27 protein-coding genes and 2 pseudogenes are annotated in these 24,233 nt (G+C 70.7%); 15 read left to right on the top strand and 14 right to left on the bottom strand.

The features are described from left to right. Positions 1 to 85 precede the first annotated feature (85 nt). Complete coding sequence (locus ABZ810_RS46935; protein WP_358415114.1) at positions 86 to 625, top strand: DUF4190 domain-containing protein; 540 nt, start codon at positions 86 to 88, stop codon at positions 623 to 625. Positions 626 to 647: 22 nt separating this feature from the next. On the opposite strand, the gene ABZ810_RS46930 is transcribed toward ABZ810_RS46935, so the two are convergent. From ABZ810_RS46930 to ABZ810_RS46910, 5 genes are all read right to left on the bottom strand, one after another. Beyond that, positions 648 to 2,795 carry a DUF6350 family protein gene (locus ABZ810_RS46930; protein ID WP_358415111.1) on the bottom strand — a complete coding sequence of 716 codons (2,148 nt, stop codon included), beginning with the start codon at positions 2,793 to 2,795 and terminating at the stop codon, positions 648 to 650. A gap of 77 nt (positions 2,796 to 2,872) precedes the next feature. Next, positions 2,873 to 4,477 carry a right-handed parallel beta-helix repeat-containing protein gene (locus ABZ810_RS46925; RefSeq protein WP_358415108.1) on the bottom strand — a complete coding sequence of 535 codons (1,605 nt, stop codon included), beginning with the start codon at positions 4,475 to 4,477 and terminating at the stop codon, positions 2,873 to 2,875. A 138-nt stretch (positions 4,478 to 4,615) separates the two neighbouring features. Then, positions 4,616 to 5,503 carry a succinate--CoA ligase subunit alpha gene (gene sucD / locus ABZ810_RS46920; RefSeq protein WP_358415105.1) on the bottom strand — a complete coding sequence of 296 codons (888 nt, stop codon included), beginning with the start codon at positions 5,501 to 5,503 and terminating at the stop codon, positions 4,616 to 4,618. A gap of 3 nt (positions 5,504 to 5,506) precedes the next feature. Continuing rightward, positions 5,507 to 6,685 carry an ADP-forming succinate--CoA ligase subunit beta gene (gene sucC, locus ABZ810_RS46915; protein WP_358415103.1) on the bottom strand — a complete coding sequence of 393 codons (1,179 nt, stop codon included), beginning with the start codon at positions 6,683 to 6,685 and terminating at the stop codon, positions 5,507 to 5,509. Positions 6,686 to 7,009: 324 nt separating this feature from the next. After that, on the bottom strand, positions 7,010 to 7,231 hold the full coding sequence (locus ABZ810_RS46910) for a hypothetical protein (RefSeq protein ID WP_358415100.1): 222 nt from the start codon (positions 7,229 to 7,231) through the stop codon (positions 7,010 to 7,012). A gap of 472 nt (positions 7,232 to 7,703) precedes the next feature. Between ABZ810_RS46910 and ABZ810_RS46905 the strand changes: the two genes are divergently transcribed. Continuing rightward, positions 7,704 to 9,236, top strand: coding sequence for a glycoside hydrolase family 15 (locus ABZ810_RS46905; protein ID WP_358415097.1), 1,533 nt, complete (start codon positions 7,704 to 7,706; stop codon positions 9,234 to 9,236). 13 nt (positions 9,237 to 9,249) lie between these two features. Here ABZ810_RS46905 and ABZ810_RS46900 read toward each other — a convergent pair whose 3' ends face one another. Continuing rightward, a complete protein-coding gene (locus ABZ810_RS46900; protein ID WP_358415094.1) occupies positions 9,250 to 10,014 on the bottom strand; it encodes a TSUP family transporter in 765 nt (254 codons plus the stop codon). Between the two features lie 175 nt (positions 10,015 to 10,189). Here ABZ810_RS46900 and ABZ810_RS46895 point away from each other — a divergent pair, with 175 nt between their 5' ends. Further along, positions 10,190 to 11,431, top strand: a complete 1,242-nt coding sequence (locus ABZ810_RS46895) for a Tm-1-like ATP-binding domain-containing protein (protein ID WP_358415091.1) — start codon at positions 10,190 to 10,192, stop codon at positions 11,429 to 11,431. Positions 11,432 to 11,512: 81 nt separating this feature from the next. On the opposite strand, the gene ABZ810_RS46890 is transcribed toward ABZ810_RS46895, so the two are convergent. Further along, the gene (locus tag ABZ810_RS46890) at positions 11,513 to 12,100 is read right to left on the bottom strand and encodes a TetR/AcrR family transcriptional regulator (protein WP_358415089.1); all 588 of its coding nucleotides are present in this window, start codon (positions 12,098 to 12,100) and stop codon (positions 11,513 to 11,515) included. 48 nt (positions 12,101 to 12,148) lie between these two features. Here ABZ810_RS46890 and ABZ810_RS46885 point away from each other — a divergent pair, with 48 nt between their 5' ends. Further along, positions 12,149 to 12,685: a GNAT family protein gene (locus ABZ810_RS46885; protein ID WP_358415086.1), complete on the top strand. Its 537-nt coding sequence runs from the start codon at positions 12,149 to 12,151 to the stop codon at positions 12,683 to 12,685. Here the strand turns inward: ABZ810_RS46885 and ABZ810_RS46880 are convergent. Next, positions 12,682 to 13,038, bottom strand: coding sequence for a DUF4180 domain-containing protein (locus ABZ810_RS46880; RefSeq protein ID WP_358415083.1), 357 nt, complete (start codon positions 13,036 to 13,038; stop codon positions 12,682 to 12,684). The genes ABZ810_RS46885 and ABZ810_RS46880 overlap by 4 nt on opposite strands. Positions 13,039 to 13,206: 168 nt before the next feature. On the opposite strand from ABZ810_RS46880, the gene ABZ810_RS46875 reads away from it, so the two are divergent. Further along, positions 13,207 to 13,836 (top strand): hypothetical protein, encoded by a 630-nt coding sequence (locus ABZ810_RS46875; protein WP_358415080.1) that lies wholly within the window; start codon positions 13,207 to 13,209, stop codon positions 13,834 to 13,836. A 124-nt stretch (positions 13,837 to 13,960) separates the two neighbouring features. Here the strand turns inward: ABZ810_RS46875 and ABZ810_RS46870 are convergent, their stop codons facing one another. After that, entirely contained in the window at positions 13,961 to 14,818 is an 858-nt protein-coding gene (locus tag ABZ810_RS46870; RefSeq protein ID WP_358415077.1) for an ADP-ribosylglycohydrolase family protein, read from the bottom strand. Between the two features lie 349 nt (positions 14,819 to 15,167). On the opposite strand from ABZ810_RS46870, the gene ABZ810_RS46865 reads away from it, so the two are divergent. Continuing rightward, positions 15,168 to 15,542 (top strand): hypothetical protein, encoded by a 375-nt coding sequence (locus tag ABZ810_RS46865; RefSeq protein ID WP_358415074.1) that lies wholly within the window; start codon positions 15,168 to 15,170, stop codon positions 15,540 to 15,542. A 382-nt stretch (positions 15,543 to 15,924) separates the two neighbouring features. On the opposite strand, the gene ABZ810_RS46860 is transcribed toward ABZ810_RS46865, so the two are convergent. Then, on the bottom strand, positions 15,925 to 16,143 hold the full coding sequence (locus ABZ810_RS46860; protein WP_358415071.1) for a hypothetical protein: 219 nt from the start codon (positions 16,141 to 16,143) through the stop codon (positions 15,925 to 15,927). Between the two features lie 152 nt (positions 16,144 to 16,295). Here ABZ810_RS46860 and ABZ810_RS46855 point away from each other — a divergent pair, with 152 nt between their 5' ends. From ABZ810_RS46855 to ABZ810_RS46815, 9 genes and pseudogenes are all read left to right on the top strand, one after another. Beyond that, entirely contained in the window at positions 16,296 to 16,523 is a 228-nt protein-coding gene (locus ABZ810_RS46855) for a hypothetical protein (protein ID WP_358415068.1), read from the top strand. Between the two features lie 39 nt (positions 16,524 to 16,562). Continuing rightward, positions 16,563 to 18,722, top strand: a complete 2,160-nt coding sequence (locus tag ABZ810_RS46850; protein WP_358415065.1) for a hypothetical protein — start codon at positions 16,563 to 16,565, stop codon at positions 18,720 to 18,722. 75 nt (positions 18,723 to 18,797) lie between these two features. Beyond that, entirely contained in the window at positions 18,798 to 19,646 is an 849-nt protein-coding gene (locus ABZ810_RS46845; RefSeq protein WP_358415062.1) for a helix-turn-helix transcriptional regulator, read from the top strand. Then, the gene (locus ABZ810_RS46840; protein WP_358415060.1) at positions 19,643 to 19,831 is read left to right on the top strand and encodes a DUF397 domain-containing protein; all 189 of its coding nucleotides are present in this window, start codon (positions 19,643 to 19,645) and stop codon (positions 19,829 to 19,831) included. The genes ABZ810_RS46845 and ABZ810_RS46840 overlap by 4 nt, the downstream gene beginning before the upstream one ends. 2 nt (positions 19,832 to 19,833) lie before the next feature. After that, positions 19,834 to 20,022: a DUF397 domain-containing protein gene (locus ABZ810_RS46835; RefSeq protein WP_358415057.1), complete on the top strand. Its 189-nt coding sequence runs from the start codon at positions 19,834 to 19,836 to the stop codon at positions 20,020 to 20,022. 27 nt (positions 20,023 to 20,049) lie between these two features. Then, positions 20,050 to 20,208 (top strand): annotated as a pseudogene (locus ABZ810_RS46830) (DUF397 domain-containing protein); the annotation flags it as partial. Positions 20,209 to 20,225: 17 nt separating this feature from the next. Continuing rightward, positions 20,226 to 20,360 carry a hypothetical protein gene (locus tag ABZ810_RS46825; RefSeq protein ID WP_358415055.1) on the top strand — a complete coding sequence of 45 codons (135 nt, stop codon included), beginning with the start codon at positions 20,226 to 20,228 and terminating at the stop codon, positions 20,358 to 20,360. Positions 20,361 to 20,363: 3 nt separating this feature from the next. Further along, positions 20,364 to 20,855 (top strand): maleylpyruvate isomerase family mycothiol-dependent enzyme, encoded by a 492-nt coding sequence (locus tag ABZ810_RS46820; protein WP_358415052.1) that lies wholly within the window; start codon positions 20,364 to 20,366, stop codon positions 20,853 to 20,855. Positions 20,856 to 21,024: 169 nt separating this feature from the next. Next, the gene (locus tag ABZ810_RS46815) at positions 21,025 to 21,723 is read left to right on the top strand and encodes a hypothetical protein (RefSeq protein ID WP_358415049.1); all 699 of its coding nucleotides are present in this window, start codon (positions 21,025 to 21,027) and stop codon (positions 21,721 to 21,723) included. Between the two features lie 187 nt (positions 21,724 to 21,910). Here ABZ810_RS46815 and ABZ810_RS46810 read toward each other — a convergent pair. From ABZ810_RS46810 to ABZ810_RS46795, 4 genes and pseudogenes are all read right to left on the bottom strand, one after another. Continuing rightward, positions 21,911 to 22,115, bottom strand: a pseudogene (locus tag ABZ810_RS46810) (IS481 family transposase); the annotation flags it as partial. Further along, on the bottom strand, positions 22,063 to 22,500 hold the full coding sequence (locus tag ABZ810_RS46805) for a leucine zipper domain-containing protein (RefSeq protein WP_358415142.1): 438 nt from the start codon (positions 22,498 to 22,500) through the stop codon (positions 22,063 to 22,065). The gene ABZ810_RS46805 and the pseudogene ABZ810_RS46810, both read right to left, overlap by 53 nt. 23 nt (positions 22,501 to 22,523) lie before the next feature. Continuing rightward, positions 22,524 to 23,033, bottom strand: coding sequence for a hypothetical protein (locus tag ABZ810_RS46800; protein WP_358415046.1), 510 nt, complete (start codon positions 23,031 to 23,033; stop codon positions 22,524 to 22,526). A gap of 21 nt (positions 23,034 to 23,054) precedes the next feature. Beyond that, complete coding sequence (locus ABZ810_RS46795; RefSeq protein ID WP_358415044.1) at positions 23,055 to 24,128, bottom strand: MerR family transcriptional regulator; 1,074 nt, start codon at positions 24,126 to 24,128, stop codon at positions 23,055 to 23,057. Between the last annotated feature and the right edge of the window lie 105 nt (positions 24,129 to 24,233).

The raw sequence follows: 24,233 nt of genomic DNA, 5'->3' as shown, positions 1-24,233 counted from the left end.
GTTGGTAGGAACAGACGAAGCCTACCGGCCGTCTGATGGCGCGTTTCATCCGACACCACAGGTCAGAACCGCCAGGAGGACGAACGTGAGCGAGCAGCCCGGACAGGGCGCCGGCGGAACCGGAACCCCCGGCCGCCCCGACCTTCCGGAGCGCGGTGACTCCCAGGACCGCCCCGGTTTCGCGTCCCAGCCCTCCGAGCAGCCCGGCAAGGACCCCGGCAAGGGCGAATCGGCCGACCGCACGGGCATCCGCTCGTTGTGGCTGGGCGGCGGCGCTCTGATGATCAGCCTGCTGGGGTTCTTCCCGGCGGGCATCCTGCTCGGCATTCCTGCCCTGGTGGTGGGGTTCAAGGCGAGGAAGGCCGCGCGGCGCCAGCAGACGCAGGCGCCCGGCGCGGTGGCGGGCATCGCGCTCGGCTCGGCGGGCCTGGCGGTCTCGGCCATCTTCGTGGCCGGCTTCGCCCTGGTCTGGCCGCAGTGGCAGAACTACCAGGAGTGCCGGTCGGCGGCCAACACCCACACCGACACCAACGCCTGCGTGGACACCTTCATCCACGCCGTCGAGGACAAGTTCGGCCAGCCCCGCGGCACCTACGACGGCCTGGGCAAGTACCTGAAGGGCTGACCCGCCCGGCCGCAACGGGCGTTCAGTCCTGGCCGGGCTCGTCCCTGAGCACGTAGATGGCGCCGCCGCGGTTCTCGGTGCGTTCGGGGTCGTCGCGGTGGCGGGGCGGCGGCACCGGCCGCCGCTCCTCCGCCGGCTCCGGCTCGACGTGCAGTTCCTCCGACGCGACCCGGCGAGGCTCCGGTGCGGGCGCGGAGGCGCCTTCCCTGCCGTCGCGGGCGTCCGCGCTCGCGGCTCCCCCGCCGTCGCGGGCGGGCGTGGGCCTTGCACGCGGGGCGGGCTCGGGCCGAGGCTCCGGTTCCGGCGCGGCGAGGTCGTCGGCGTCCTCCATGAGGTCCGGGAGCGGCTCGCCGTACCGCGCCCTCGGGCGGCTCGGCTTGCGCGGCGCCAGGATCGGCTCGGCCTCCTCGAACTCCAGCGGGTCCGGCGCGTACGGCGCGGGCTTGCGCGGCACCGGCGGAGCGGGCGGCTCCGGGGCGGCCGGCGGCGTCGCGGCCCTGGCGGCGGTGGACGCGGTGGCGGGCGCGGTGGCCGTGGACGGGGCCGGACGGCGCCAGCGCCGCTTGGTGCGGGTGGCCTTGGCCGCGTTCCCCGCCGGGCGGCGCAGGATCAGCCAGTTGGCGATCCAGGCGGCGATCGCGGCGGAGATGCCGACCTCCAGCGCGGCCAGCAGGCCCACCTGCCAGGCGGAGGGCCCCATGGTGGCCATCCGGCCGCTGCCCAGCGGGCCGCCGGAGAGGGCGGCGAGCAGCGCGGCGACGGCGCCGGTCAGCGCCCCCGAGACGAACCCCCACAGCGGCGCCGCCTCGTACACCGGGCTCGGCATGTTGCGGACGGTCAGCACGCCGCCGACGGCGCCGGCGACGAACGGCGCGGCCAGCGCGAACAGCGAGATCGCGGGCGCCGGGCCGGGTTCGGGCAGGGCGGCCAGCACCGGGAACGTCGGAACGATGTCGAGGAAGACGCCGGTCGGCGAGACGGTCGTGCTGGCGCCGACGGAGAAGCCCGGCCCGATCGTGTAGGCCATCCCCCAGATCACCGCGTTCGGCAGGTAGGCCAGCTGGATCAGGAACAGCAGGACGCCGCCGATGATGCCGGGCGCCAGCATGTCGTAGAGCCGGTCGGCCTCCGCCATGTGCATGGCCAGCGAACCCCCGACGACCAGCGCGCCCGAGGCGAGCAGCACGGCGATCGAGCCGGTGACGCCGATCACCAGCGAGCGCGGCCGGTCCGGCAGCAGGTTCAGCAGCGCGCCGAGCCCGGACCGCACCCGGGCCCCGGGCTCGCCCTGCGCCACCACGGCGCGCGCCGCGCCCAGCCCGCCGGCCAGGACCGCCATCATGAAGCAGGCGACCAGGGCCTGCCAGACCGACGCCTGGACGGCCGAGGACGCGGCGGCGAGCGCCAGCATGCCCGCCAGCAGCGCGTACGGCACGGCCAGGGCGACGGCGACGTGCACGACGCCGACGCGGTAGCGGCGCGCGGTACCGGCGATGCCGACGGCGCGCACCATCCAGCCGCCGCTGCGGTAGAGCAGGGCGCCGGGGAGCACGAGCAGGCCGAGCGGCAGCAGGCCGACCCGGCCGTGCCCCGCCGAGAAGCCCGCGTGGTGGGAGACCAGCCAGAAGTTGACCGCCGTGCGGAAGACCCCGGGCAGCCCGGCCCCCAGCGCGTTGCGCGGGGCGGCGATCCAGCCGATGAGAGTGATCGTGGTGAGCACGGCCAGCCCGATGCCGACGCACCAGAGAGCCCCCACCAGCCCCGTCACGTACAGCGGCCGCACCATCCCGCCCGCGAGCCCGCCCGCGATCTGCGGCGTCGAACTCCCCCCGGACGACCCCCCGCCCTTGGCGCTCCCGGACGAAGCCGCACCACCGCGCGAGGACGCGCCACCGGACGAGGCGGCTCGACCGCGCGAGGACGTGCTCCCGGAGGCGCCTGCGGCTCCGGAGGCGGTGGCTCCGGAGGCGGTGGCTCCGGCCGAGGGCGTCCCGTCGCGGGACGCGCCGCCGCCGCGGGAGGGCGTGCCTCCCCGGGGCGCGGCGCCGCGTGCGGGCTTGTCGCGGCGCGCCGGGGCGCCGTCCGCGGGCGATCCGCCACCACGGGCGGCGGCCCGCGACGGCTCCGGTCGGTCCGGTCTCACGCGCTGCCCAGGGCTCTCGTCGCTCACGGCGTCAATGCTGGCACTCAGGCACCGCCCCGTGGCCCCGCCCGTCCGGCGTGTCGCCTTTGTCGGCGAGGTTTCGGCTACTTGGGCGGACGCGGGGTGTCGAACCAGTCACAGCCGGCCGGTCGCGGTTCGTCCCGCCCGTACTCCGCGCAGGGCAGGCCGGACAGCACCTTGAACGGCTGGCCGAGCCAGGAGAACACCGAACCGCCCGACGGCTTGTCGCACGTGGGCAGGAACAGCGGGTCCGATCTCACCCACCCGTGCGACGACAGGTTGCCCTGCCAGCAGTTGCCGTCGCCCTGCTCGTCCCACCACACGTCCTGGCCGTTGGGGGCCTTCCGCCCGCCGGGCGCGACGCCGAAGACGTTGCCGACGTAGCGGTTGCGGTGCGAGGTGTCGCGGAACTTCGCGGGGTCGTTCTCGCCGCGCAGCGGCGCGGGCACCCAGATCTGCTTGAAGCCGTGCCGCCAGTTGTCGTAGAGCCGGTTGCGCTCGTAGAGGTTGTCGTTGCCGCCGCCGAGGAGCAGCCCGGTGCCGACCGGGATGGGCGGGGCCGGGCAGACCACGCCGCGTTCGTGGCCGCGGTCGCGCGGGGCCTTCTTGCAGGTGCCGTCCCAGACGTTGCCGTAGTAGTTCACGTTGTTGCTGTAGATGAGGTTGCCGCGGAACGTGGCGTGGTTCTGCGGCAGGCCCGGGTGGCCGGGGAACGCGCTGTCCATCGACACCCCGGCCGAGTTGTGGTGGAAGCGGTTGTCGTGGGCGAGGACCGAGTCGCCGGCCGTTCCCGAGTAGCCGAGGGCGTTGTGGTGCGAGTCGCAGCGCCGGATCTCCACCGAGTGCCGCTTGCCGTTGAGGGGCGAGGCCGATCCCGGGTAGAGGCCCGCGTCGCCGCTGCCGTAGGCCTCGCAGTCGGTGTAGAGCCCGTGGTCGGTGGCGAACGTGAGGAAGCCGTACTCCTCGTTCCAGCGCGCCAGCGAACGGTCGATCACGAAGCCGTCCTGCTCGATCACGTACACGCCGTTGAACTCGAAGAGCTGGGTGGTGATGTTGCGCAGGTAGAAGCCGTCGGCCCGGTCGGCGCGGATGCCGTTGAGCCTGGACCACGTCCCGTCGGCCTTGAAGCCGCCCTCGATCACGACGTCGGTCATCGCGCGGCCGGTGCCCTCGAGCTGGAGGTCGCAGCGCGGGCCGTCGCAGGTGTAGTCGTCGTTCTCCGGCGTGACGTCACCGAAGATCGCGATGAGGTTCTGCAGGTTGGGGCAGGCGTACTGCTGCGCGTACGACAGCAGGTGCCGCCCGGCGAGCTCGGCGCACGGCCCGGTCGGCTCGGCCCTGCTGGGCTCCTCCTTGTACGTGCCGGGCAGGACGTAGATCGTCGTTCCGCGCTCGGCGACGGCGTTCACGGCGGCCTGGACGTGCTCGTACGCGCACTCCTTGAGCAGCCGCTCGTTCATCCTGCGCAGCGCGCCGGTGTAGCCCTTGATGAGCGCGGCCGACCCGGGTTTGCAGACCACCAGCCGCGGCGAGGCCAGCGGCGCCCGGTAGGTGGGCACCTCGCCGTCGCCCGCCGGGAAGCGCACCGGGCGTTCGGCGTGCCCGAACGCCGGGAGGGCGGTCAGGACGAGGGCCAGGGACGCGAGGACGGCGACGAGTCCGGCACGGCGGCCGCGGGGTGATCCCATGCCGGGAAATATGAACGTGCTTCGCCTTCTCGCCCAGACCCTCCCACCGGCCACATGAGGCCACCCCAGGCCGGACGGACGAAAGACGCCCGGGCCACCTGGAGGCGGCTCGGGCGTCTTTCCGTCGATCCGGAAGGATCAGAGGTTCTTCATGATCTCGCGCATGAGGCGCGCGGTCTCGCTCGGAGTCTTGCCGACGCGGACGCCGACCTTCTCCAGGGCCTCCTTCTTGGCCTGCGCGGTGCCGGCGGAGCCCGACACGATCGCGCCGGCGTGGCCCATGGTCTTGCCCTCGGGCGCGGTGAACCCGGCGACGTAGCCGACGACCGGCTTGGTCACGTTCTGCTCGATGAACGCGGCGGCGCGCTCCTCGGCGTCGCCGCCGATCTCACCGATCATCACGATCGCGTCGGTGTCGGGGTCGTCCTGGAACGCCTTCAGCGCGTCGATGTGGGTGGTGCCGATGATCGGGTCACCGCCGATGCCGACGCAGGTGGAGAAGCCGAAGTCGCGCAGCTCGTACATCATCTGGTACGTCAGCGTGCCCGACTTGGACACCAGGCCGATGCGGCCGGGCGTGGTGATGTCGGCCGGGATGATGCCCGCGTTGGACACGCCCGGGGACGCGATGCCAGGGCAGTTGGGGCCGATGATGCGGGTCTTGTTGCCCTTGGACTCCGCGTACGCCCAGAAGTAGGCGGTGTCGTGCACCGGGATGCCCTCGGTGATGACCACGCACAGCGGGATGCCCGCGTCGATCGCCTCGACCACGGCGTCCTTGGTGAACTTCGGCGGAACGAAGACCACGGAGACGTCGGCGCCGGTCTCGGCCATGGCCTCGGCCACGGTGCCGTACACGGTCAGCGCCTTGCCGTCGAAGTCGACGCTCTGCCCGGCCTTGCGGGCGTTCACGCCGCCGACGACGGAGGCGCCGGACGCGAGCATGCGGCGGGAGTGCTTCATGCCCTCCGAGCCGGTGATGCCCTGAACGATGATCTTGCTGTTGTCGGTGAGCCAGATCGCCATTGCTCATGCACCTGCCGCAGCGAGTTCGGCGGCGCGCTTGGCCGCGTCGTCCATCGTCTCGACCTGCTCGACACCGGGCAGGCCCGCGTCGCTCAGGATCTGTCGCCCGAGTTCGGCGTTGTTGCCGTCCAGGCGGACGACCAGCGGGCGGTTGACGGTCTCGCCGCGCTCGCCCAGCAGCTTGTAGGCGGACACGATGCCGTTGGCGACCGCGTCGCAGGCGGTGATGCCGCCGAAGACGTTCACGAACACCGACTTGACGTCGCCGTCGGAGAGAACGATCTCCAGGCTGTTGGCCATGACCTCGGCCGAGGCGCCGCCGCCGATGTCGAGGAAGTTGGCCGGCTTCTGGCCGTCGAACTCCTCACCGGCGTACGAGACGACGTCGAGCGTGGACATGACCAGGCCCGCGCCGTTGCCGATGATGCCGACGCTGCCGTCGAGCTTGACGTAGTTGAGGTCCTTGGCCTTGGCCGCCGCCTCCAGCGGGTCGGCGGAGGCCTTGTCCTCGAGCTTGTCGTGCTCCTGGCGGAACGAGGCGTTGTCGTCCAGCGACACCTTGCCGTCGAGGGCCTTGACCTGGCCGTCGGCGGTGAGGATCAGCGGGTTGACCTCGACGAGGGTGGCGTCCTCGTCGGTGAAGACGGCCCACAGCCGCTCGATGATCTCGGTCGCGCCGTCCAGGGCCGCCTCGGGCAGCCGGCCGGCCTCGGCGATCTCGCGGGCCTTGGCCTTGTCGACGCCGTCCAGCGGCGAGATCGGCACCAGCGCCAGCTTGTCGTGCGGCACGTCCTCGATCTCCACGCCGCCTTCGACGGTGCAGATCGTCAGGAAGGTGCGGTTGGCGCGGTCGAGCAGGAACGAGAAGTAGAACTCCTGCGCGATCGCGGAGCCCTCCTCGATCAGCACCTTGTGGACCGTGTGGCCCTTGATGTCCATGCCGAGGATCTGCCCCGCGAGGGCCTCGGCCTCGTCGGCGGTGTCGGCGAGCTTCACGCCGCCCGCCTTGCCACGGCCACCGGTCTTCACCTGGGCCTTGACGACGACCTTCTTGCTGCCCGCGGCGAAGAGCTCCTCCGCGTACGTCCGGGCTTCCTGGGGAGTATGGGCGACCTTGCCGGTGGGCACCGGTACCCCGTACTCGGCGAAGAGTTCCTTCGCCTGATGTTCGAACAGGTCCACGAGGGCGTCCTTTATACGGATCGACAGCCAAAGACCACGCGAGTGGGGTGTTGCACGGGAAGTGACCGCGCGGCTCGCCACTCTGCGGTCCGCTCCGTCGATGCAGCCTAGTCAACCACCATGCATGGTCATGCCGCCGGGGCCATAGCGAGGCCATTTCGCAGTTTCACACCGGACTGATCAACACAAAACCCCCACCCCCACTCCGGACGGATTCGGCCGGCTATCCGAAGGCGGTCGTGGTCGTAGCCCTTCAGGCCTGGCTCACCGGGCGTTCACGAGGCGGAGGTGGTCGAAAGGCCCCGGTCCGCTCAGTGGCGTCGGTCAGTCGATTCCCTCCTCCAGGAAACGTGCGACGAATCCGGCCGCGTCGGCGACGTCGAAACGTTCGCGATCCCGCGTCACCGGGTCGACGAGCTCCGCGTCGCCGTCCGTCCACTCGATGCGCCGGACCTGGTGGCGATGGTTCTCCGCCTCGACCCGGCCGCCGCCGATCTTGTTGGTGATCCCGATCTCGCGCTCCAGGCGGGCCGCGTCGGCGAGCATGCGCTGACCGGCCCCACCGGCCCGCAGGCCTCGTGGAGGCGGGCGATACGCAGTATCGCGGCGGCCGCCTCGTCTGAATACCCGCCGTTACAGAGGACCTGTAAGGCGTTGCGGCCGTCGGAGGTCAGGGCGATCGCTCTTTGGAAGCGGTTGCGCGCTCCCGGGAAGGTCCATGCCTGATCGAGTCCTGGCAGGGGGCGCACCTCGGGGAACCGCAGCACCGCATCAATGATCTTCACGCTTGGAACGAAGTTGCGAACCGGATGGGGCGCAGGCGTGCGCGGTCACGGCGGCGGGTCTCGCGCGTCGCGGTCCCGCGGCCGCGACGGCGCGTTCGTGGGGGTGTGACGGGGTATCGCTCCTGAGAAGGATGCCGCGATTGGACCCTGAGGAGGATGACCCACTTGGAGGGGTTTGGTGTACTTATCCTCCGCTTCGTCGTAATGCGAGGCGTCAAGGGGGAGATGGGCCGGTGACGATCGACCGGGGGCGGCTCGTCGGAGCCCACGATCACAGCGACAGGGCCGTTCCCGCCTGGGCCGCTGGGTCCGGGGGCGACGGCAGGACGAACGGCGAAGGGTCTGGCGGCGGCGGAACGCCCGTCGGCGGGCGGCTGAACGGGGACTGGCGCGGCGTACGCCGCGTCGTCGCGTTCCTGCTGGTCGCCGCACTGGTCGCGACCTGCGGCGCCACGCTGCGGAGCCCGGTCGGTCCCGGCTGGGCGAGCCCCGGGCTGGTCGGCGGCGGCGGCTGGCCGTTCGCCGGTGAGCCGCTCTCGCCCCTGGACGCCCCCGGCGCCGCGTACATCCCCGACAGCTCGGTGGTCCGGCTGGCCGACGGGCGGGTCCGGCTGGTCCCGTTCGGCTCCGAGACCCCGATCACGGTGGACGCCGACGATCCCCGGGTGGCCGCCGCGGTCCGTTCCGACCAGGCCTGGCTCGCCGGCGGCACCGTCCCGTCCGGGCACCACGAGATGGCGGCCCGCGCCCTGCTCGACCTCCGCCTGCTGACCCGGCCCAACGGCGCGTCCCTGGCGTCCTGGTACGACAAGTGGCGCTACTCCTGGCCGCGCGACTCGGCCTTCGCGGTCGCCGCGTTCGCCGCGACCGGGCATCCGGCGGAGGCGCGGCGCGTCCTGCGGTTCCTGTCGCGCGTCCAGAACGAGAACGGGCTGTGGGCGGCGCGTTACCACCCCGACGGCAGCGCGGTCGCGGACGGCCGTGCCCCGCAGCTCGACTCGCTCGGCTGGGTGTTGTGGGCCAGCTGGTTCTTCCGCACGCAGGACCCCAACGCGGCCGCCGAACTGCCCGAGATGTGGCCGATGGTGGTGCGCGCGGCCGACCGGCTCACCCGTTCGCTGGACGTCGAGGGCCTGCCGCCGCCCTCGTCGGACTACTTCGAACGCGACCACTCCACCGAGCAGGACCCCCGGCGGCCCACCCTGGGCGTGGTGGCTCCGGTGCTGGCCGGCCTGCGTTCGGCCGCGGCGCTCGCGCGTGACCTCGGCAAGCCCCAGGAGGCGGCACGGTGGCGGCACGCCTCGCACCGGCTGTCGGACGCGGTGGCCCGGCAGTTCACGCCGCACGGCTATCCGCGTTCGCCGATCGCCGGGGGCCGCATGGACACCTCGGTGACCTTCCTGTCCCCGCCGTTCGCCCCGTACGACCCGGGGGTGAACGGGGCGGTGCAGAACGCGTTCAACCGCCAGCTGCTGCCGAACGGCGGCGTCCTGCCGGGCGAGCGCTGGGCGGGCGACAAGAAGGTCGCGTGGACGCCGGAGATGGGGATGTTCGCCCTCGCGGCGGCGGCCTCGGGCCGGCGGAGCGAGGCCGTGAGCCTGCTCGACTGGCTCTCGGCGCACCGCACCTCGCTGGGCGCCCTGCCCGAGAAGGTGGACGAGCACGGCGACCCGGCGGGCGTCGCGCCGCTGGGCTGGACCGGCGCCACCGTGGTCCTCAGCCTGATCGCCCTCGAACGCCCGCTGCCCGTCCCCAATCCCACCTGACGCGCCTCGGCGGCTAGGTGAGCTGCTCGTACCCCAGCTTGATCACCAGGGCCGTGACCACGCAGAGCAGGACGACACGGACGAACCCGGCGCCCCTGTTGATGGCCATCCGGGCGCCGAGCTGGGCGCCGACGATGTTGCACGCGGCCATGGCGAGGCCGATGGCCCACAACACCTCGCCCTGGAGCGAGAAGACGACCAGCGCGCCCAGGTTGGTGCCGGTGTTGATGATCTTGGCGTTGGCGGAGGCGTTCACGAAGTCGCTGCCGAGGAGCGTGGTGAACGCCAGCACCAGGAACGTTCCAGTGCCGGGCCCGACCAGCCCGTCGTAGAACGCGATCACGATGCCGGGGACGAGGATCGCGGCCGCCAGGCGGCGGCGGGTCCGCAGCACCAGCTTGGGCACCCGTCCCAAATCGGGCTTCAGGACGACCAGAGCGGCCACCGACAGCAGCACGACCATGATGATCGGTTTCAGGACGTCTGAGGAGATCGCCGCGGCGCAGACCGCTCCCCCGGCCGCCGCGCACACGGCGATGACGCCCGCCGGGACCGCGACCTGCAGGTCGGGCTTGGCCTTGCGCAGGTAGGCGACCGCGGCGGACGAGGTGCCCGCGATCGAGGCCAGCTTGTTGGTGGCCAGCGCCGCCACCGGCTGGGCCGGATTGACGATCATCAGGGCCGGCAGCTGGATCAGCCCGCCCCCGCCGACGACCGCGTCGACCCAGCCGGCCGCGGTGGCGGCGAGCAGGAGCAAGATCACGTGCTCGACCTGCAAGGGGGGCTCCGAGGGGGTAAGGAGTCAAGTCATGGTCAGACATGAAACCTACTGGAGCCGGTCCGGTGCGATCGCTGCCGGGTTCCGTCCGGGTTAGTCCTAAATCCCACCGCGCCATAGGACTGGGGCCGCGCCGGAGATTGTTCACCGTCGAAAGCACACAAACAGTCAAAATATGCCTGTAGTGGTGCTCATCGGGACGCTGGATACCAAAGGACCTGAATACGAATGGTTGCGTGATCGACTCGACGGGCTCGGAATGCAGGTGCTGCTCGTCGACACCGGCGTTCTGGACCCTCCCTGGCCGCCCCCCGACATCTCACGGGAGGAGGTCGCCCGCGCCGCCGGGACCGACCTGGCCGAACTGCGCGCGCAGGGCGACCGCGGCGTCGCGGTGACCGCCATGGCGCGCGGCGCCGCCCAGGTGGTGGCCGAGCTGTACCGCGAGGGCCGGGTGCACGGCGTGCTCTCGGTCGGTGGCAGCGGCAACTCGACGATCTCCACCTGCGCGATGCGCGCCCTGCCCGTCGGCGTGCCGAAGCTGATGGTCTCCAGCATGGCCTCGGGCGACGTCTCCCCGTACATCGGCAACACCGACCTGACGATGATGTACAGCGTCGTCGACATCGCCGGCATCAACCGCATCTCGATCCGCGTCCTGGCCAACGCCGCCGACGCCATCGCGGGCATGGCCACCGGCTTCGCCGCCGGCTGCCCCGCTCCGCCCGGCGACCGCCCCGTCATCGGCGCCTCTATGGCGGGCGTCACCACCCCGGGCGTGAACGCGGCGCGCGAGCTGCTCAGCGTCCTCGGCTACGAGGTCCTGGTCTTCCACACCACCGGGTCGGGCGGCCGTTCGCTCGAGGCCATGACGGCGGGCGGAACCCTCACCGGCGTCCTCGACCCGACCCTCCTCGAACTCTCGACCGCCCTGGTCGGCGGCGTCGGCGGCGCGAGCCCGGACCGGCTGGAGACCGCGGGCCGCCTCGGCATCCCGCAGGTGGTCAGCCTGGGCTGCCTCGACATGGCCAAGTTCGGCCCCGAGGTCCCGCGGCACTTCCGGCACCGCCAGGTCCATGTCCATAACCCGTCGGTTTCGGTCATCCGAACCAACGCCGACGAGTGCGCGGAGCTCGGCGGCACGGTCGCCGCCAAGCTCCGCCTCGCCACCGGCCCGACCGCCCTCTTCATCCCGCTCCAGGGCCTCTCGACCCTCAGCGCCCCCGGCGGCCCGTACCACGACCCCGAGGTGGACGCCGTCCTGTTCGACTCCGTGCGCGAGGGACTGGCCGGCTCCCCCGTGGAGATCGTCGAGATGGACACCCACCTGAACGACCCCGCGTTCGGCCGCGCCATGGCCGACCACCTGCACGTCTCCATGACGCCCACCCCCGCCCTGAGAGCCGCCGCCTCCTGACCGCGCCCGTCCGGCCGAACCGGCCCCCGCGCCTCGGCCTGGAGGTTCCGCGCACGTTCGCGGCGGGCGTCCGGGGGTGGCTCAGGTGGTGAGCGAGTCGAGCAGAGTGTCGAGCATGGCGATCTGGCGGGCGGGCGGGAAGCGCTCCGGGTCGAAGAGCGCCTGGACGACCAGGCCGTGGGTGAACGCGGCGACCGTGGCGGTCAGGTCGTCGACGTCGGACGTGGGCGGGATATCGCCGTTGTCGCGGGCCGCCTGGACGTGGGGGCGGAGTCGTTCGCGCCAGCCCTCGTAGCGGTTCCTCTCGCGTTCGCCGAGGGCCGGATCGGCGAGGGAGCCGTCCCATGAGCCGACCCAGACGCGGTTCATGGCGGCGGCGTCGGGCGTGAGCGGGAGGACGCTCGCCAGCGCCGCGCGGAGACCGTCGAGGCCCTCGGTGGCGGGCGTCTCGCGGGGCCTGGTCGCGGTGCGCTCGTCCGCGACGTCCAGGGCATAGGCGATCAAGGCCTTCTTGCTCGGGAAGTAGTGCGTGAGCAGGCCCGTCGACGCGTTCATCTCGGCGGCGACGGCGCGCAGGGTCAGGCCGCCGAAACCGCGATCGGCGAGGACCCGCCACACGGCCTCGGACACGTCCCGGCGGCGGGCGTCGTGATCTCCACGGGCTGGCATGGGGTTATAGTACGTAACGAACGTTTGGTACGCACCTTGGAGGGTCGCATGTTCACTCACGCACTGGGGGAAGGTGCCGAGCTCAGGCCGCTGGAGCCGTGGCAGGCGGAGGAGTTCGCCGCGCACGTGCTGAAGGTCGCCGACCAGATCTCGCCCTACATCCCGTGGGCCAAGAAGATCGTTGACGTCGACGGCGCCCGCGAGCTGCTGCAGCTGTACGCGGACAAGCAGGCCGTCGACGCCCGGCGGATGTACGGGATCTGGCTGGACGGCGTGCTCGTCGGCGGCACGGTCTTCCGGACGTTCGACGCCGAGCTGGGGGTGTGCGAGATCGGCGTCTGGCTGGCCGCGGACGCGCGCGGCCGCGGCCTGGTCACCACCGCCGCGCGGCACATGATCGACTGGGCGGTGAACGTGCGCGGCATCGAACGTGTCGAGTGGTGGTGCGTGCCCGAGAACGAGCCGAGCCGGGCGGCCGCCAAGCGGATCGGGTTCACCTACGAGGGCACGTTGCGCAGTGCCGCCGTCCTGGAGGGCCGGCGATACGACCTGGAGGTCTGGTCGCTCCTCAAGGACGAGCTCTAGGAGAGGCGCGCCGCGAGCTCGTCGAGATCACCGACGAACCACGTCTGCCGGCCCCTGTTGCACTCCCGGACGAAGTCGCGGAGGGCGTCGCTCCGCTCCACGTACGCGGAGATGTCACCGACGACGGCGAGGGCCCGCCCGTACTGCGCGAACTTCTGGACGATGTCCCCCGCGACCCGCGTGCGCAGCCGGAAGAAGTCCTCGCCCAGCCGCTCGACCGGAACCGCGACCCAGCGCGCCTCCCCCGCGTTCCCGATCAGGTCGAGCGCGTCCGCCTCCCGCTCGATCGCCGCCCCCTCGACCGAGCACACGTACACCGGCTCCACCCCGACCCGAGCCACCCCGTCCACCATGATCACCATCATGCCCCACCCACGGTTCGAAATGCCGCGTCCCCGTTCAGAACCGAATCTCGCCGCGCATCGCCCATCTGCCGCGACGACCCGCCCTAACATCTGGGCCACCAAGATCCGGACCTGGTGGCGCAGGAACAGGGAGACATGAATCGGGGATCAAGGCTCATGATCGGTGCGGTGCTCGGCACCGGTCTGTTGTGGTCGGTGGTGGCCTGCTCAGGCGGCGGCGCGAAGGGCGAGAAGGATCCGGTGGCCGCGGCATCGGCTGCCGTCCAGAAACTGATGGTGTGCCGGCTCGCCGACTTCCGGCCGCTGCTGAAGCTCTACAACGGGTCCTATGTCAGGCCGCCCCTCGACGTGCTCGGGGAGCCCCCTGGACGATACTGCCGCGCGTACTTCGCCCTCTCGGAACCGGAGCAGGGATCCCACGACTTTCCGGACGCGACCGACGCGGACGCCCGCGTCGCTGTCGTGCCCTTCAAGAGTGCCCAGGCCGCCACCACGGCGTCCGACCAGGCGATGGCGACGGCCGCGCGGGGCACGGAGGACGACCGAGCGTTCCAGACTCTCAGTGGTCCCTGGTCCCACGGCAGATTGTTCACCGGCAGCACGGGACGGACCGACGTGGTGGTCGGGCTGATCCGGCGGGACGCGCTCCTGGTGGAGATCAGTTTGACGTCACCGGCCGGCGGGCGGCGCGGCGCGTTCACCTACTCGCGCGCCGAACTGGCCGCCACCGTCCAGCAGGTCCTGACGTCCCTGTACACCGCGGTGACCACCGAGATCGAAACCTGACCGCACGCGAGCCCCTTGCGGGTCGCCGCGCCCTCCTCAAAAGATCGAGGATCCCTGAGAGCAGGGGCCCGTCGGCCCGACCGGTCTGGCGTTGGAGAGGTATCGCGGATCAGAAGGGGCGGCGTCACGTTGTCGGGCCGTGCTCCAGCCAGCTGGGGAGAGGTTCGCGGGAGTCGCGCCAGTCTGACGGGATGCCGTCGATTCCGGTGTTGGCGGTGATGACGCCGCCGACGATCGCGGCGGTGGTGTCCATGTCGCCGCCGACCGCGACGCAGGCCCGGACCCCCGCCGGGTAGTCGTCCAGGTGGCGGGTCGCCGCCCAGAGCGCGAACGGCACGGTGTCCTGGGCGGTGATGCGCGATCCGTTGCCCAGGGCCTGGGCCGCTTGTGCGGGCGTCGCCTTGTCGAGGCCGCGAGCGCGCTGGAGCCCCCGTCGGACGTAGGTGCCGGGGACGTGGTCGAGTGCCGCCTCGATCAGGAGGCCGGGGTCGTCGGTGGCGGCGAGGGACGCCGCGACGGCCACGGCGACCGCACCGGCGATTCCTTCGGTGTGGCTGTGGGTGATCTCGGCCTGGAGCGTGGCCTCAGCGGCGGCACGTGCCGGGTCGCCCCCGTAGTAGGCCCCCAGAGGGGCGACGCGCATGGCGGCGCCGTTGCCGAAGGAGCCGTTGCCGCCGAAGGACTCGACCGCGGCGACCCGCCACGGGTGTCCGTCGCGGACACGTTCGAGGAGTTCCAGAGCCCCGGCGCCGTAGCGGCGGCCGACGTCCATGCGGGTGGCGAAGGAGGAGGCGAGAACGTCCTGGTCGATGCGTCCGTGCTGATGCAGGCAGGAGACGACGGAGCAGGCCATCTCGGTGTCGTCGCTCCACTCCCACGGCGGTGAAGGGAAGTCCGCCGCCGTGAGATGGCGGTTGGCATGCAGGAAGAACTGGTCCCCGAACGCGTCCCCGGTCGACAACCCCGCCAGAGACGCATGCATGAGCGCGGCTGCACGATCAGCGTCCTGCACGCGACCGTGATCGGCGTCGTCCATGGCGAGGTCCCCCGGCTGGCGTGAGTGCGGTGGCCGTAACCCTCGGGAGCCTATAAGGGATCAGTCCCCCTTCATGATCACCGCGATACCCCACCCACCACGCTCGGCGCCCGCTCAGCACGCTCGGCGCCCCCGCTCGGCGACGCCGCTGTGGGACCTTCAACCTCTCCCGGAAGGTGGCGCGAACTCGCCAGTCTCAGGCGAGTCCGTCTCCGACCGCACCGGGCTTGAAACGATCAGGCACAGGGCGACGTCGGCCGGCCCGCCCGCTCCCCTCGCAGGAAAGTGATCAGGGATGACGTGGAAGGTCAAGGGTGACGACGAGAGGGCGGACTGGACGTTCGCGCCGTTCGAGAGCGTCGGCCCACTCGCGTTCGGCATGACCCCCGACGAGGTGGTGACGGCGCTCGACGGGGCCAAGGTGAACAGCGCCCGGCGTTCCCACACCTCGGAGCACGGGGCTTTCGTCCCCGGGTGGAGCCGATTCCTCCCCCTTGGCGTGACGACGTACTTCTACGGCCGACCGGAACGGCTGGGTCTCATCGCGGTCGACGCGCTGGACGGGGTACAGGTCACGATTTCGGGGTGGGGATACGCGCGCAACGTGCGGGATGGGACACCTTGCGCACCCGCCCCGTCTTCGCCGGCCGGGCCGTGTCACGGCGACTAGCCCATAACCAGGAGGGCCTCATTCCGGACGTCGAATTCCAGGTGCACTGATCCAGAAATACGCCTACGGAAGGTCCACCCCCACCACGCCGACCCGCAGCAGGTGAAGGTGCTGATCTTGTGCGGGCATGGGCCGCAAGTCTGCCACCGAGCCGTAGCGATGACCGCCGAACGCTACGACCCGGTGTCACGGGAGGCACCCCCTCAGCGCTAGGCAAATGCGCGCCCATGCCGAGGGGACGCCTACGACGTTTGTCTGCGCTAGCGGTCCGGTGACGTCTCCGCCGATGGGGCCTCATCACCAGGATCGGCCGGTGGCGGGAGAAGGTGCCCTATCGCTGTCATCCCCCAGAGCACCTTCCCGAGGGAGTCCTCCACCTTGGTCAGGCGCCCTCCACGCCGGACATGCGGCGAATCATGTCACTCTGGTCCTGATGGAGCGCCGCGATGAGCCGCTGCTGGTTGTCGAGACCGACCTGGTGGTTGTCGAGGCTGGCCTGCTGGCGGATGAGGATCTCCTGCTGGGCGTCGAGCCTGGCCAGGACGTCGTCGAGCTTGCCGGTGATGGTGGCGCCGCGCGGGGCTCCTTGGGGAATGGCCACAAAAGCCCCTCGATCGGGCAGAGACCCTCCCAGTCGGCCATGCCTCCCTCAGCACGGGTCACACGTCCGCCGAGTCCTCCCAGGACCGACCTCTGTATGAGAGGGTCGCGCGCTGATGACGTGATCCAGAATGCTGCGACGAGGGGCTTCAGATGACGACGGGCATTGGCGTTCTCCTGCTGGTCTTAGGGGTGGTCGTCATATTTGTGAGCGGCAGGAATCCAGAACGTGTGCGGGCGGCGAGGGCCGCCAAACAGGGCCTCCCCCCGCCGCCCGGCCGGCCTGCGAACCCCAACCGGGTCTTGATGCGCATGGCGCTCAACCTGCTGGCGGCCTTCCTCGTAGGCGGGGGCGTATTCATCCTCGTCGGCTGGGGCTGAGGACACGCCCCCATCCGCGGGCTAGGGTGAGCGGCGATCATGGATGAAGGACGTGAAACGGGCGCCGCACTGGATGGGCTCGATGAGGTCGACTGGGGTTCGCTGAAGCACGCGTACGGGTCGGCGGAGGACGTACCGCAAGCTCTGCGGGACGTCGCCAGCGACGACCTGGGGGTGGCCAACGAGGCTTCGGAGCACCTGTTCAGCAGCATCTACCACCAGGGGACGCTGTATACGGCGACGCCAAAGGCGGTGCCGTTCATCGTCCGGCTCGCCACTCAGCCCCGCTCGCCCAGGCGGCTGGGGATGGTGTCGTTGCTGGCGGCGATCGCGGCGAGCGGTGACGCGGAGCCGCAGGTGCTCGCGGACGTGGACGCGGCGCTGGCCGCCGAGGTCGCGGTGCTGCTGCCGCTGCTGGACGACCCGGACGCCGAGACCCGCCACGTCGCCACCTACCTGCTCGGCAACCTTCCGCGCGAGTGTGCGGACGAGGTCGTTCCCGCGCTGCGCGCGCGGCGCGGGCGGGAACGGTCGCCGCGGGTGCTCGCGGGACTGCTGGCCGCGGCCGGTCGGCTCGCCCCGGAGTCCGGCGACTGGTTCAGGGAAGAGCTCGCGTCCGCGCGGCCGTCCGTTCGGGCCGGTGCGTTGTGGGCGATCGCCGACGCCGGGCTGCCCTGGTCGGACGAGGCCACCGAGGCGGTCGTCTCGTCGTGGCTGAACGGCGAACCGCTGGAGGCCTGGATCTGGGCGGACGATCCGTTCGACGACATCGTCTCCGGGCTCGGCGGGGAGGCGTTCGCCGGGCTCTGCCGCACGCTGTTCGAGCGGGGAACGGCCGATTCGGCGCGGGCCGCGATCGATGCGGCCTACCAGCGGTGCGTGCGGTCGCGTTCCGCGCGCGAGGACGTCGCGCCGCTCCTGGCCGCCGGGATCGACCACGCCGACATGGCCGTCCGGGTCGCCGCCGTCACGGCGGTCCGGGACGTGCCCGCGGCCGCTCCCGCCGCGGCGGACTCCCTGGCGGCGTATCTCGCAGACCCGCCCGCCGCGGTCGTCGAGGACGTCAACTCGAACGAGGCCCGGTTCTTCGACGCGGCACTCGAGATTCTGATCGTCCTGGGCGACCCGCGCTGGCGAGAGCCGTTCATGGCGGCGCTCGTGGCGGGCACCAACAGTTACGAAGCGGTCGGACTGCTGATCGACACCAAGGTCGCCTGCGATCCGGATCTGCTCGGCGCGGTGCGGCGGCGGCTCGCGGCGATGTCCGGCGAGGGGCCGCCGACGATCAGCGGGTACGACGGCCTCCTCGCGCGGAATCTGCGGCACAACGAACTGAGCGCGCTGACCCGGCTGCTGCGCCACTGGGGTCAGGACGCGACCGAGGCGATCCCCGAACTGACGGCGCTCGTTCCCCAGGACGACTGGTGGGCGGTCCGGGCCCTCGATGCGATCGGCCCTGTGGCCTCGGCGGCGGTGCCCGCGCTGACCCTGCGGCGGGACGACCCGGAAGCGTCCTGGGGCCGGCGCCTCGAAGCGGCGGAGGCCCTCGCCGCCATCACCGGGGACGTGGCGCAGCTGAGCGCGTGCGTCATCGAGGCCGCCGCCAACGGCGCGGCGGTGCCCGCGGCGGAGACGGCAACGCGCCATGACCTGCCGCTGGACGGTCTCCTCCCCGCGCTGCGCGACATCGCGAGCACCGATGAGGAGGACGACCCGTCCGTCATCAGGGACAGCCTCGATGCCGCCCGGCTGCTGGCGGACGCGGGCGAGATCGAGGCTCCGATGCGGGCCGTCGCCAATGCGCTGGACAACCGCAGGCAGACGACGAAGGCGCTGGAGGTCGCGGGCTCGCTGGGGCCCGCGGCGGCGGATCTCGTTCCCCGGCTGAGCGATCTGCTCGACGATCGGCACGCCTACTCGGACGCGGCGCTGGCGCTCTGGCGCGTGACGGGCGAGGCGGCGCCACTGGTCGAGGCCGTGCGCCGGCGGCTCGACCACCTGGGCGCCGGTCGGTGGATCTTCGATGCCCTGCGGGAGCTGGGGCCGGAAGCCGCCCCGCTGCTGCCGAAGCTGCGCGAGCTGGTGCATGGCGACGCCGCGATCGGAGGCACCGGGATCTACGGCCGGCAGGCCCGCCAGGACGACGAGGAACGCAGCCGGCTCCTGGCCATCGTGGCCGAGCTCGAAATCCGACGCTGAACGGGCGAACTCTCAACGTTCAGAACTGAGCGTAATCACCTGCACACTCGAACGTGATGTGTTCAGACTTGCGTCATGTCCGACTCAGACGTCCCCTCCGTCCGCTTCCGCCGCATCGGCCTGGAGCTGCGCAGGCTCCGCCTGGAAGCGGGCATGAGCATTCACCGGGCAGGGTCGTTCCTGGGCCGCTCAGCCAGCTCACTCTCCCTGATCGAGAACGGCATCCAGCCGATCCGGCCACGCGATCTGGAGTACATCCTGATCAAGTTCGGCTTCGAGCCGGGCGACCCGTTCAGGGAGGCGATGCTCGAACTCGCCCAGGACGGCCGCAAGTCCGGCTGGTGGCGCCAGTACAGCGGAGTCCTCACGCCCATATTCATGGACTTCATCTCGCTGGAGACCGACTGCAGGAAGCTCGACAGCTTCCAAACCCTCGTCATTCCTGGGCTGCTTCAGACGCCCGCCTACGCCCGCTCGCTCATCAAGGCCGACACCCCACGGGAGATCGAGCGTGCCGTTCGGATCCGCATGGCGCGTCAGAACGTGCTGACCTCGTGCGAGCCGCCTGAGGTCACGATGATTCTCAACGAGTCCGCCCTGTGGCAGCAGATCGGCGATGCCGAGGTGATGCGGGGGCAGATGGAGCGCCTCATCGAGGTCTCCGAGCTTCCCAACCTCAGCTTGAGGGTGATCCCCTTCAAGGCTGGTGGCCACAGGGGGCTCCGCGGCCCGTTCACAAAGTTGGAGGTAGGCGAGCGCGGCAGGCTGTCCGTCGTCACTCTCGAAACCTCACAGGGCATGTCCTACGTGGAACGGCCAGAGGATGTCCTCAGACATGCCCAAATCTTCGCCGAACTCCGCTTGATCGCCATGGATGAGTCCGAAACCCGGTCCTTCATCGACCGGCTACGGTCAAATACATGACTCAATGGCGGAAGAGCACGCGGAGTGACACCGACGATCCGATCAGCTGCGTCGAAGTCGCGAACTTCGGTTCAACCATCGCCGTACGCGATTCCCAAGACCCCCACGGCCCCCAACTCCACCTTGACGGGCGTGCCTGGCGAGGCCTCCTCAGCAACATCAAGGCGAGCCGACGCCAGGGCTGAACATGGCCGAGTGGCGCAAGAGCAGCTACAGCGACGGCACGCGACAAGGCGGATGCATCGAGGTCACGGACCTTGGCCCGACCATCGCGGTCCGCGACTCCCAAGACCCTGAAGGCCCTCGGCTCCACGTCGGCGATCGCGCATGGCGAGACCTGCTCAGCCATTTCAAGACAAGGCAGCACCAGGAGTGATCATGGTCTGGCGCAAGAGCAAGCCACAGCGAGGGTAGGGACCCGATCAGTTGCGTTGGGGTCGCGCGGTCGGGGTGCGGGATCGCTGTACGTGACTCGCGTGAACCTGATGGGCCGCTACTTCAAATCGGTCGTCGTGGCCGGTCAGAGCCGCTTTGCCAGTTCAAGGGAGAAAAAGTCTCGTAGGGCTGTCGAAAAGCGGCGTGCCCGTTCGACCTCCTCATGAAGGCCCACCAGATGAGGAGCGAACGATGAACGAGGACAAGATCATGGCATGGCTCGAGGCGGAGCGGCTGAGCGTGGCCGACTTCCTCGAAGGGCTGGACGAGAACGAGTAGGACGTGCAGTCGCTCTGCGGCGAGTGGACCGTCCGCGAGGTCGCGGCGCACCTGACGCTCTCGACCCGCGACACGCTGGTGGGAACGCTCGTCGGCGTCCTCAAGGCGCGCGGCAGCTGGGACCGGGCGAACTCCAACGCGGCCAAGGAACGGGCCCGCCGGTACACGCCCGCGGAGCTGATCGCTCAGATCCGGGAGACCGCCGGGTCGGCACGGCGGGCGCCCGGCGCAGGGCCGCTCGACCCCCTCGCCGACTTCCTGGTGCACGGCCAGGACATCGCACGGCCGCTCGGACGCACGCGGGAGATGCCCATCGAGCCCGCGGTCGCGTCGCTCGACCACATCTGGAACAGCCGCTTCTACGGCGCCCGCAAGCGCTTCAAGGGTCAGCGCGTGGTCGCCAGCGACGCCGACTGGTCGGCGGGCGAGGGCGCCGAGATCAAGGCTCCGGTGACCGACCTGCTCCTCGCGGCGACCGGCCGGTCCGTCCTCTGAGGAGGCCATTTGGGCAGGTTGGCCCTCTCCCGGCGGGGCACAGACGGGATGCCAGGCAACGCCGATCCTCACCCTGAGGGAACCGATGCCTCCACAACCCCCGGCCGGGCCAGGGGCACCACCGGCCAGCCCCGCTGACATCCGTTCAAGCAAAGCGGCGGTCGCCGCGGTGTGGGTCGCAGCGATCGGCCTCCTCCTCAACGCCGCCGCGCTCGGATTCCAGGGATGGCAGACCAGGTCCGCCAATGACCAGGCGAAGTCCGCCAACGACCAGGCCAGGACGGCCAACGATCAGGCCAGGCTCGCCAACATCCAGGAAGCCAGAAGCCGCGACGAGCTGGCCAAACGGCAGGCGCGGCTGGTCAACATCTGGCCCGAGGCGCCGTTCACCGGCGAACGCGCCCGGGTCGTGGTCAGCAACCGCGCGGAGAACCCGCTCGCCAACTTCCGGGTGTTCACCGCGTTCGACAAGACGGTGAGCGTTGATTACGCGATCCAACGGTGGATCGCCCTACCGCCCTGCACGGAACTGACGGTCGACCTGTTCGAGATCATCCGCTCGTTCCCGGCGACGGCACGGGCACTCAAGGACAATCGGCCGCGTCACCGGCTCGACTACGGCCTGATGTTCAATGACGTCAACGGTCAGGCGTGGACACGTCACCCTTCGACGACCGTCGTCTACAACACCTGGCTGGAATACCTCGACGGTCCCGACCGCGACCGCACCCCGAACGAGCCGAAGTACCTGCGCGACGCGGGTCACGTCCCGCTGGCGGGAGCGCCGATGACCCTTGCACCGGGCGGGGGCAGGTTCATCGTCGGCAAGCCCCGTGCGGCTCGTAGTTGTGTCTCCGACCCCCAGTGATCCACCACGTCCCGGACGTCGCACATCTGGTTGTAGGAGGCCAGGACGTTGGTGACGCCGCCGGGTAGTCGTTCTGCGGGCGGCGGTAGTTGTAGTGGACGATCCAGCGGCCCAGGATGCGTGTGATCCCGTGAGCGGCCGGCCAGACGCGGGCCCGATGGAGGAAGGCGATGGCGGTGACGGCCTTCTCGTCAGGCAAGGCTTCGGTGTAGGCGAGACGGCTGTACCCGTCTATGGCCGAGTGCAGATAGACGTAGCCACCGCGCTCAGTCTTCTTTCTCCCGGTTGACGGCTTTGGCCTGGTCACTGCCGCGTCCGTGTACGCGCCAACCTCCGCCGTCAGGGATGCGGCCCACCTTCTTCACGTCGACGTGGATCATGTGGCCGGGCCGTCGGGCGTGGATCTTCCGCGGCTGGCGGCCGGCCTCGCCATTGGGGTCGATGAATCGGCGCCGGTTGATGCCGATCTCGGCCAAGTGCCTGCTCACGGTTCTTCAGCTGATCGGCCTTCCGGCCTGGGCCGGCTCGAAGGCGATCCTGGCGGCAGACCATTTGTGGGTCCGACGCAGCTCTTCTGTGAGTACAAGGACCTCGGACGGTGTCGCGGTCGGCTGGTGGCGCGGTGTGGAAGAGCAGGTCCTCCAGCCCGAGTTCGCCGTGGCGCCGGTATCGATTGACCCACTTCGATGCGCACGCCCGGGAAATCCCCGTCCCGGCTGCGACGTGGGCGATGGGCCTCGTGCGACAGCGATCGATCAGGCGGCGTCGCCCTTCCACGGTGGGGGGCGCGTTCTTGTGCGTCACGCAGCGGAACCGGGTGCCGAGGCTCGCTGTGTGCGGTCCTGCCCGGCGATGGCCTCGGCGACCTCTTGGATAGCGCCCCGAATCAGGTCACCGTAGGGATCCTGAGGAAGGCTGGGGGCGTGTGCTCTGGCCGCGTTGATGTGCTTGGTGGCGGCTTCGAAGGAACCCAGCCGGCGGTAGTTGTCAGCAAGGTTGAGGTGGAGGGACGGGTAGAAGCCTGCGATGTGGAGGCTGCCGTGGTGCTCCTGGACGCGCTGCTCGGTCACGGCGTCGGCGGCGTCCAGGGCCCGGACGTCCCAGACGAGAGCTTGGGCGGGATCTTGGTAGAGATCCGCCAGGTGGTGAGCGAGGGTGCAACGGTGGAGCGGGTCGCCGGTGACGCCGATCGTCGACCACAGGCTCAGGAGCTTCTGGCGGGCGGAAACGATGTCACTGGTCCGGGCTTCCGTGACGGCTTGGCCGATGGCTTCCATGGTCGGGTCGGGGCCGGCGGGTGCGGTGGTCATGGATGTTCCTCGTCGTCGTTCTCAGGCTGAGTGGTCGGATTTGATGGGCATGGCCAGGGTGGTGAGATCGCCACGGTCGGCGGAGCGGATCGTGACGGGCCCGTCGTGTCCCCTCAGGTCGAGCATCACGTCGGGGCCGATCGCGGTGCTCACGGCGGGATAGAGCGTGGTCATCTCGAACCGGATCTGGAGAGCCCCGCCCGTCACGGTGGCGGGGAGCTGAACACCGGGGTCCCCGTCTCTCCCGGGCCGGACGTTCACTCCGTGATCGGAGACGCGCAGCGCGACGCGTTCGCCGGGGTGTTCTTCCAGGGCGCGCAGCAGAAGATCCTTCGAGACCGTCGCACGGGTGCTGACCTCGCCCAGGGACGCGAGCATCAGCCGGTGATCGGGAAAGTCCTCGGACAGCAACCGGCAGTGCCGGTCCTCCCGCTCGGGCATGCGCAGCCAGATCCCGTGCGGCACCGCCTCGATGCGGACCAGCGCACTGCGCCGGACCGTGGTGAGCGCGGCCCGCAGGTCGTCGCCGTCGACCGTGCCGACCCACGTCTGCTCCGCTGGCCGCGTCGGCACCAGGGTCCGGGCGGAGAGCCGGTACCGGTCGGTCGCCGTCAGGGCGATCGCCTCATGACTCGCCTCAATGTGCAAGCCGGCGAGCACCACCATCCCAGGCTCGTGCGCGGTCGCAGTCAGGACCTGCTCTACCGCATCCGCCAGCACGGGCCCCTTCAGCACGGCGATCAGCACACCGGGCACGTTGCCGCCGAGCGCGCACTTGATGACAGCAGCCTTCTGCCGTGCCGCCGCCGCATCATCGACGATCTTGGCAACATGCTCGTCGAGCAGCTGTGCCGCCTCGTCGGCCCCGGCGTCGAGGACCGCCTCGACCACAGTGAGGGGCATGGCGATCTCGCGGAGCTGACGCAGCGCGGTCGCCCGCGCCACCTGGTCAGCACCGTAGTAGCGGTAGCCCGAGACCGGGTCCACTTCGGCAGGGGGCAGCAGCCCCGAGTCGGCGTAGAACCGCAACGCACTGGAGGTCAGGCCACTGCGCTGGGCAAAGACCCCGATTGGCATCAGCTCGGAATGAGGCACCTCGCCATCAGGTTGCGTCCACGGGTGTGGTGTATGGGGCCTGTGTGACCTTCTGCCTGGTTTGTGTCCTGGTGGGTGTGTCGCCGTGACATGAGGACGGCCACC

Source organism: Spirillospora sp. NPDC047279 (genome assembly GCF_040643285.1).
GTDB lineage: Bacteria > Actinomycetota > Actinomycetes > Streptosporangiales > Streptosporangiaceae > Spirillospora.
This window is presented reverse-complemented; position numbering and strand designations above follow the sequence as displayed.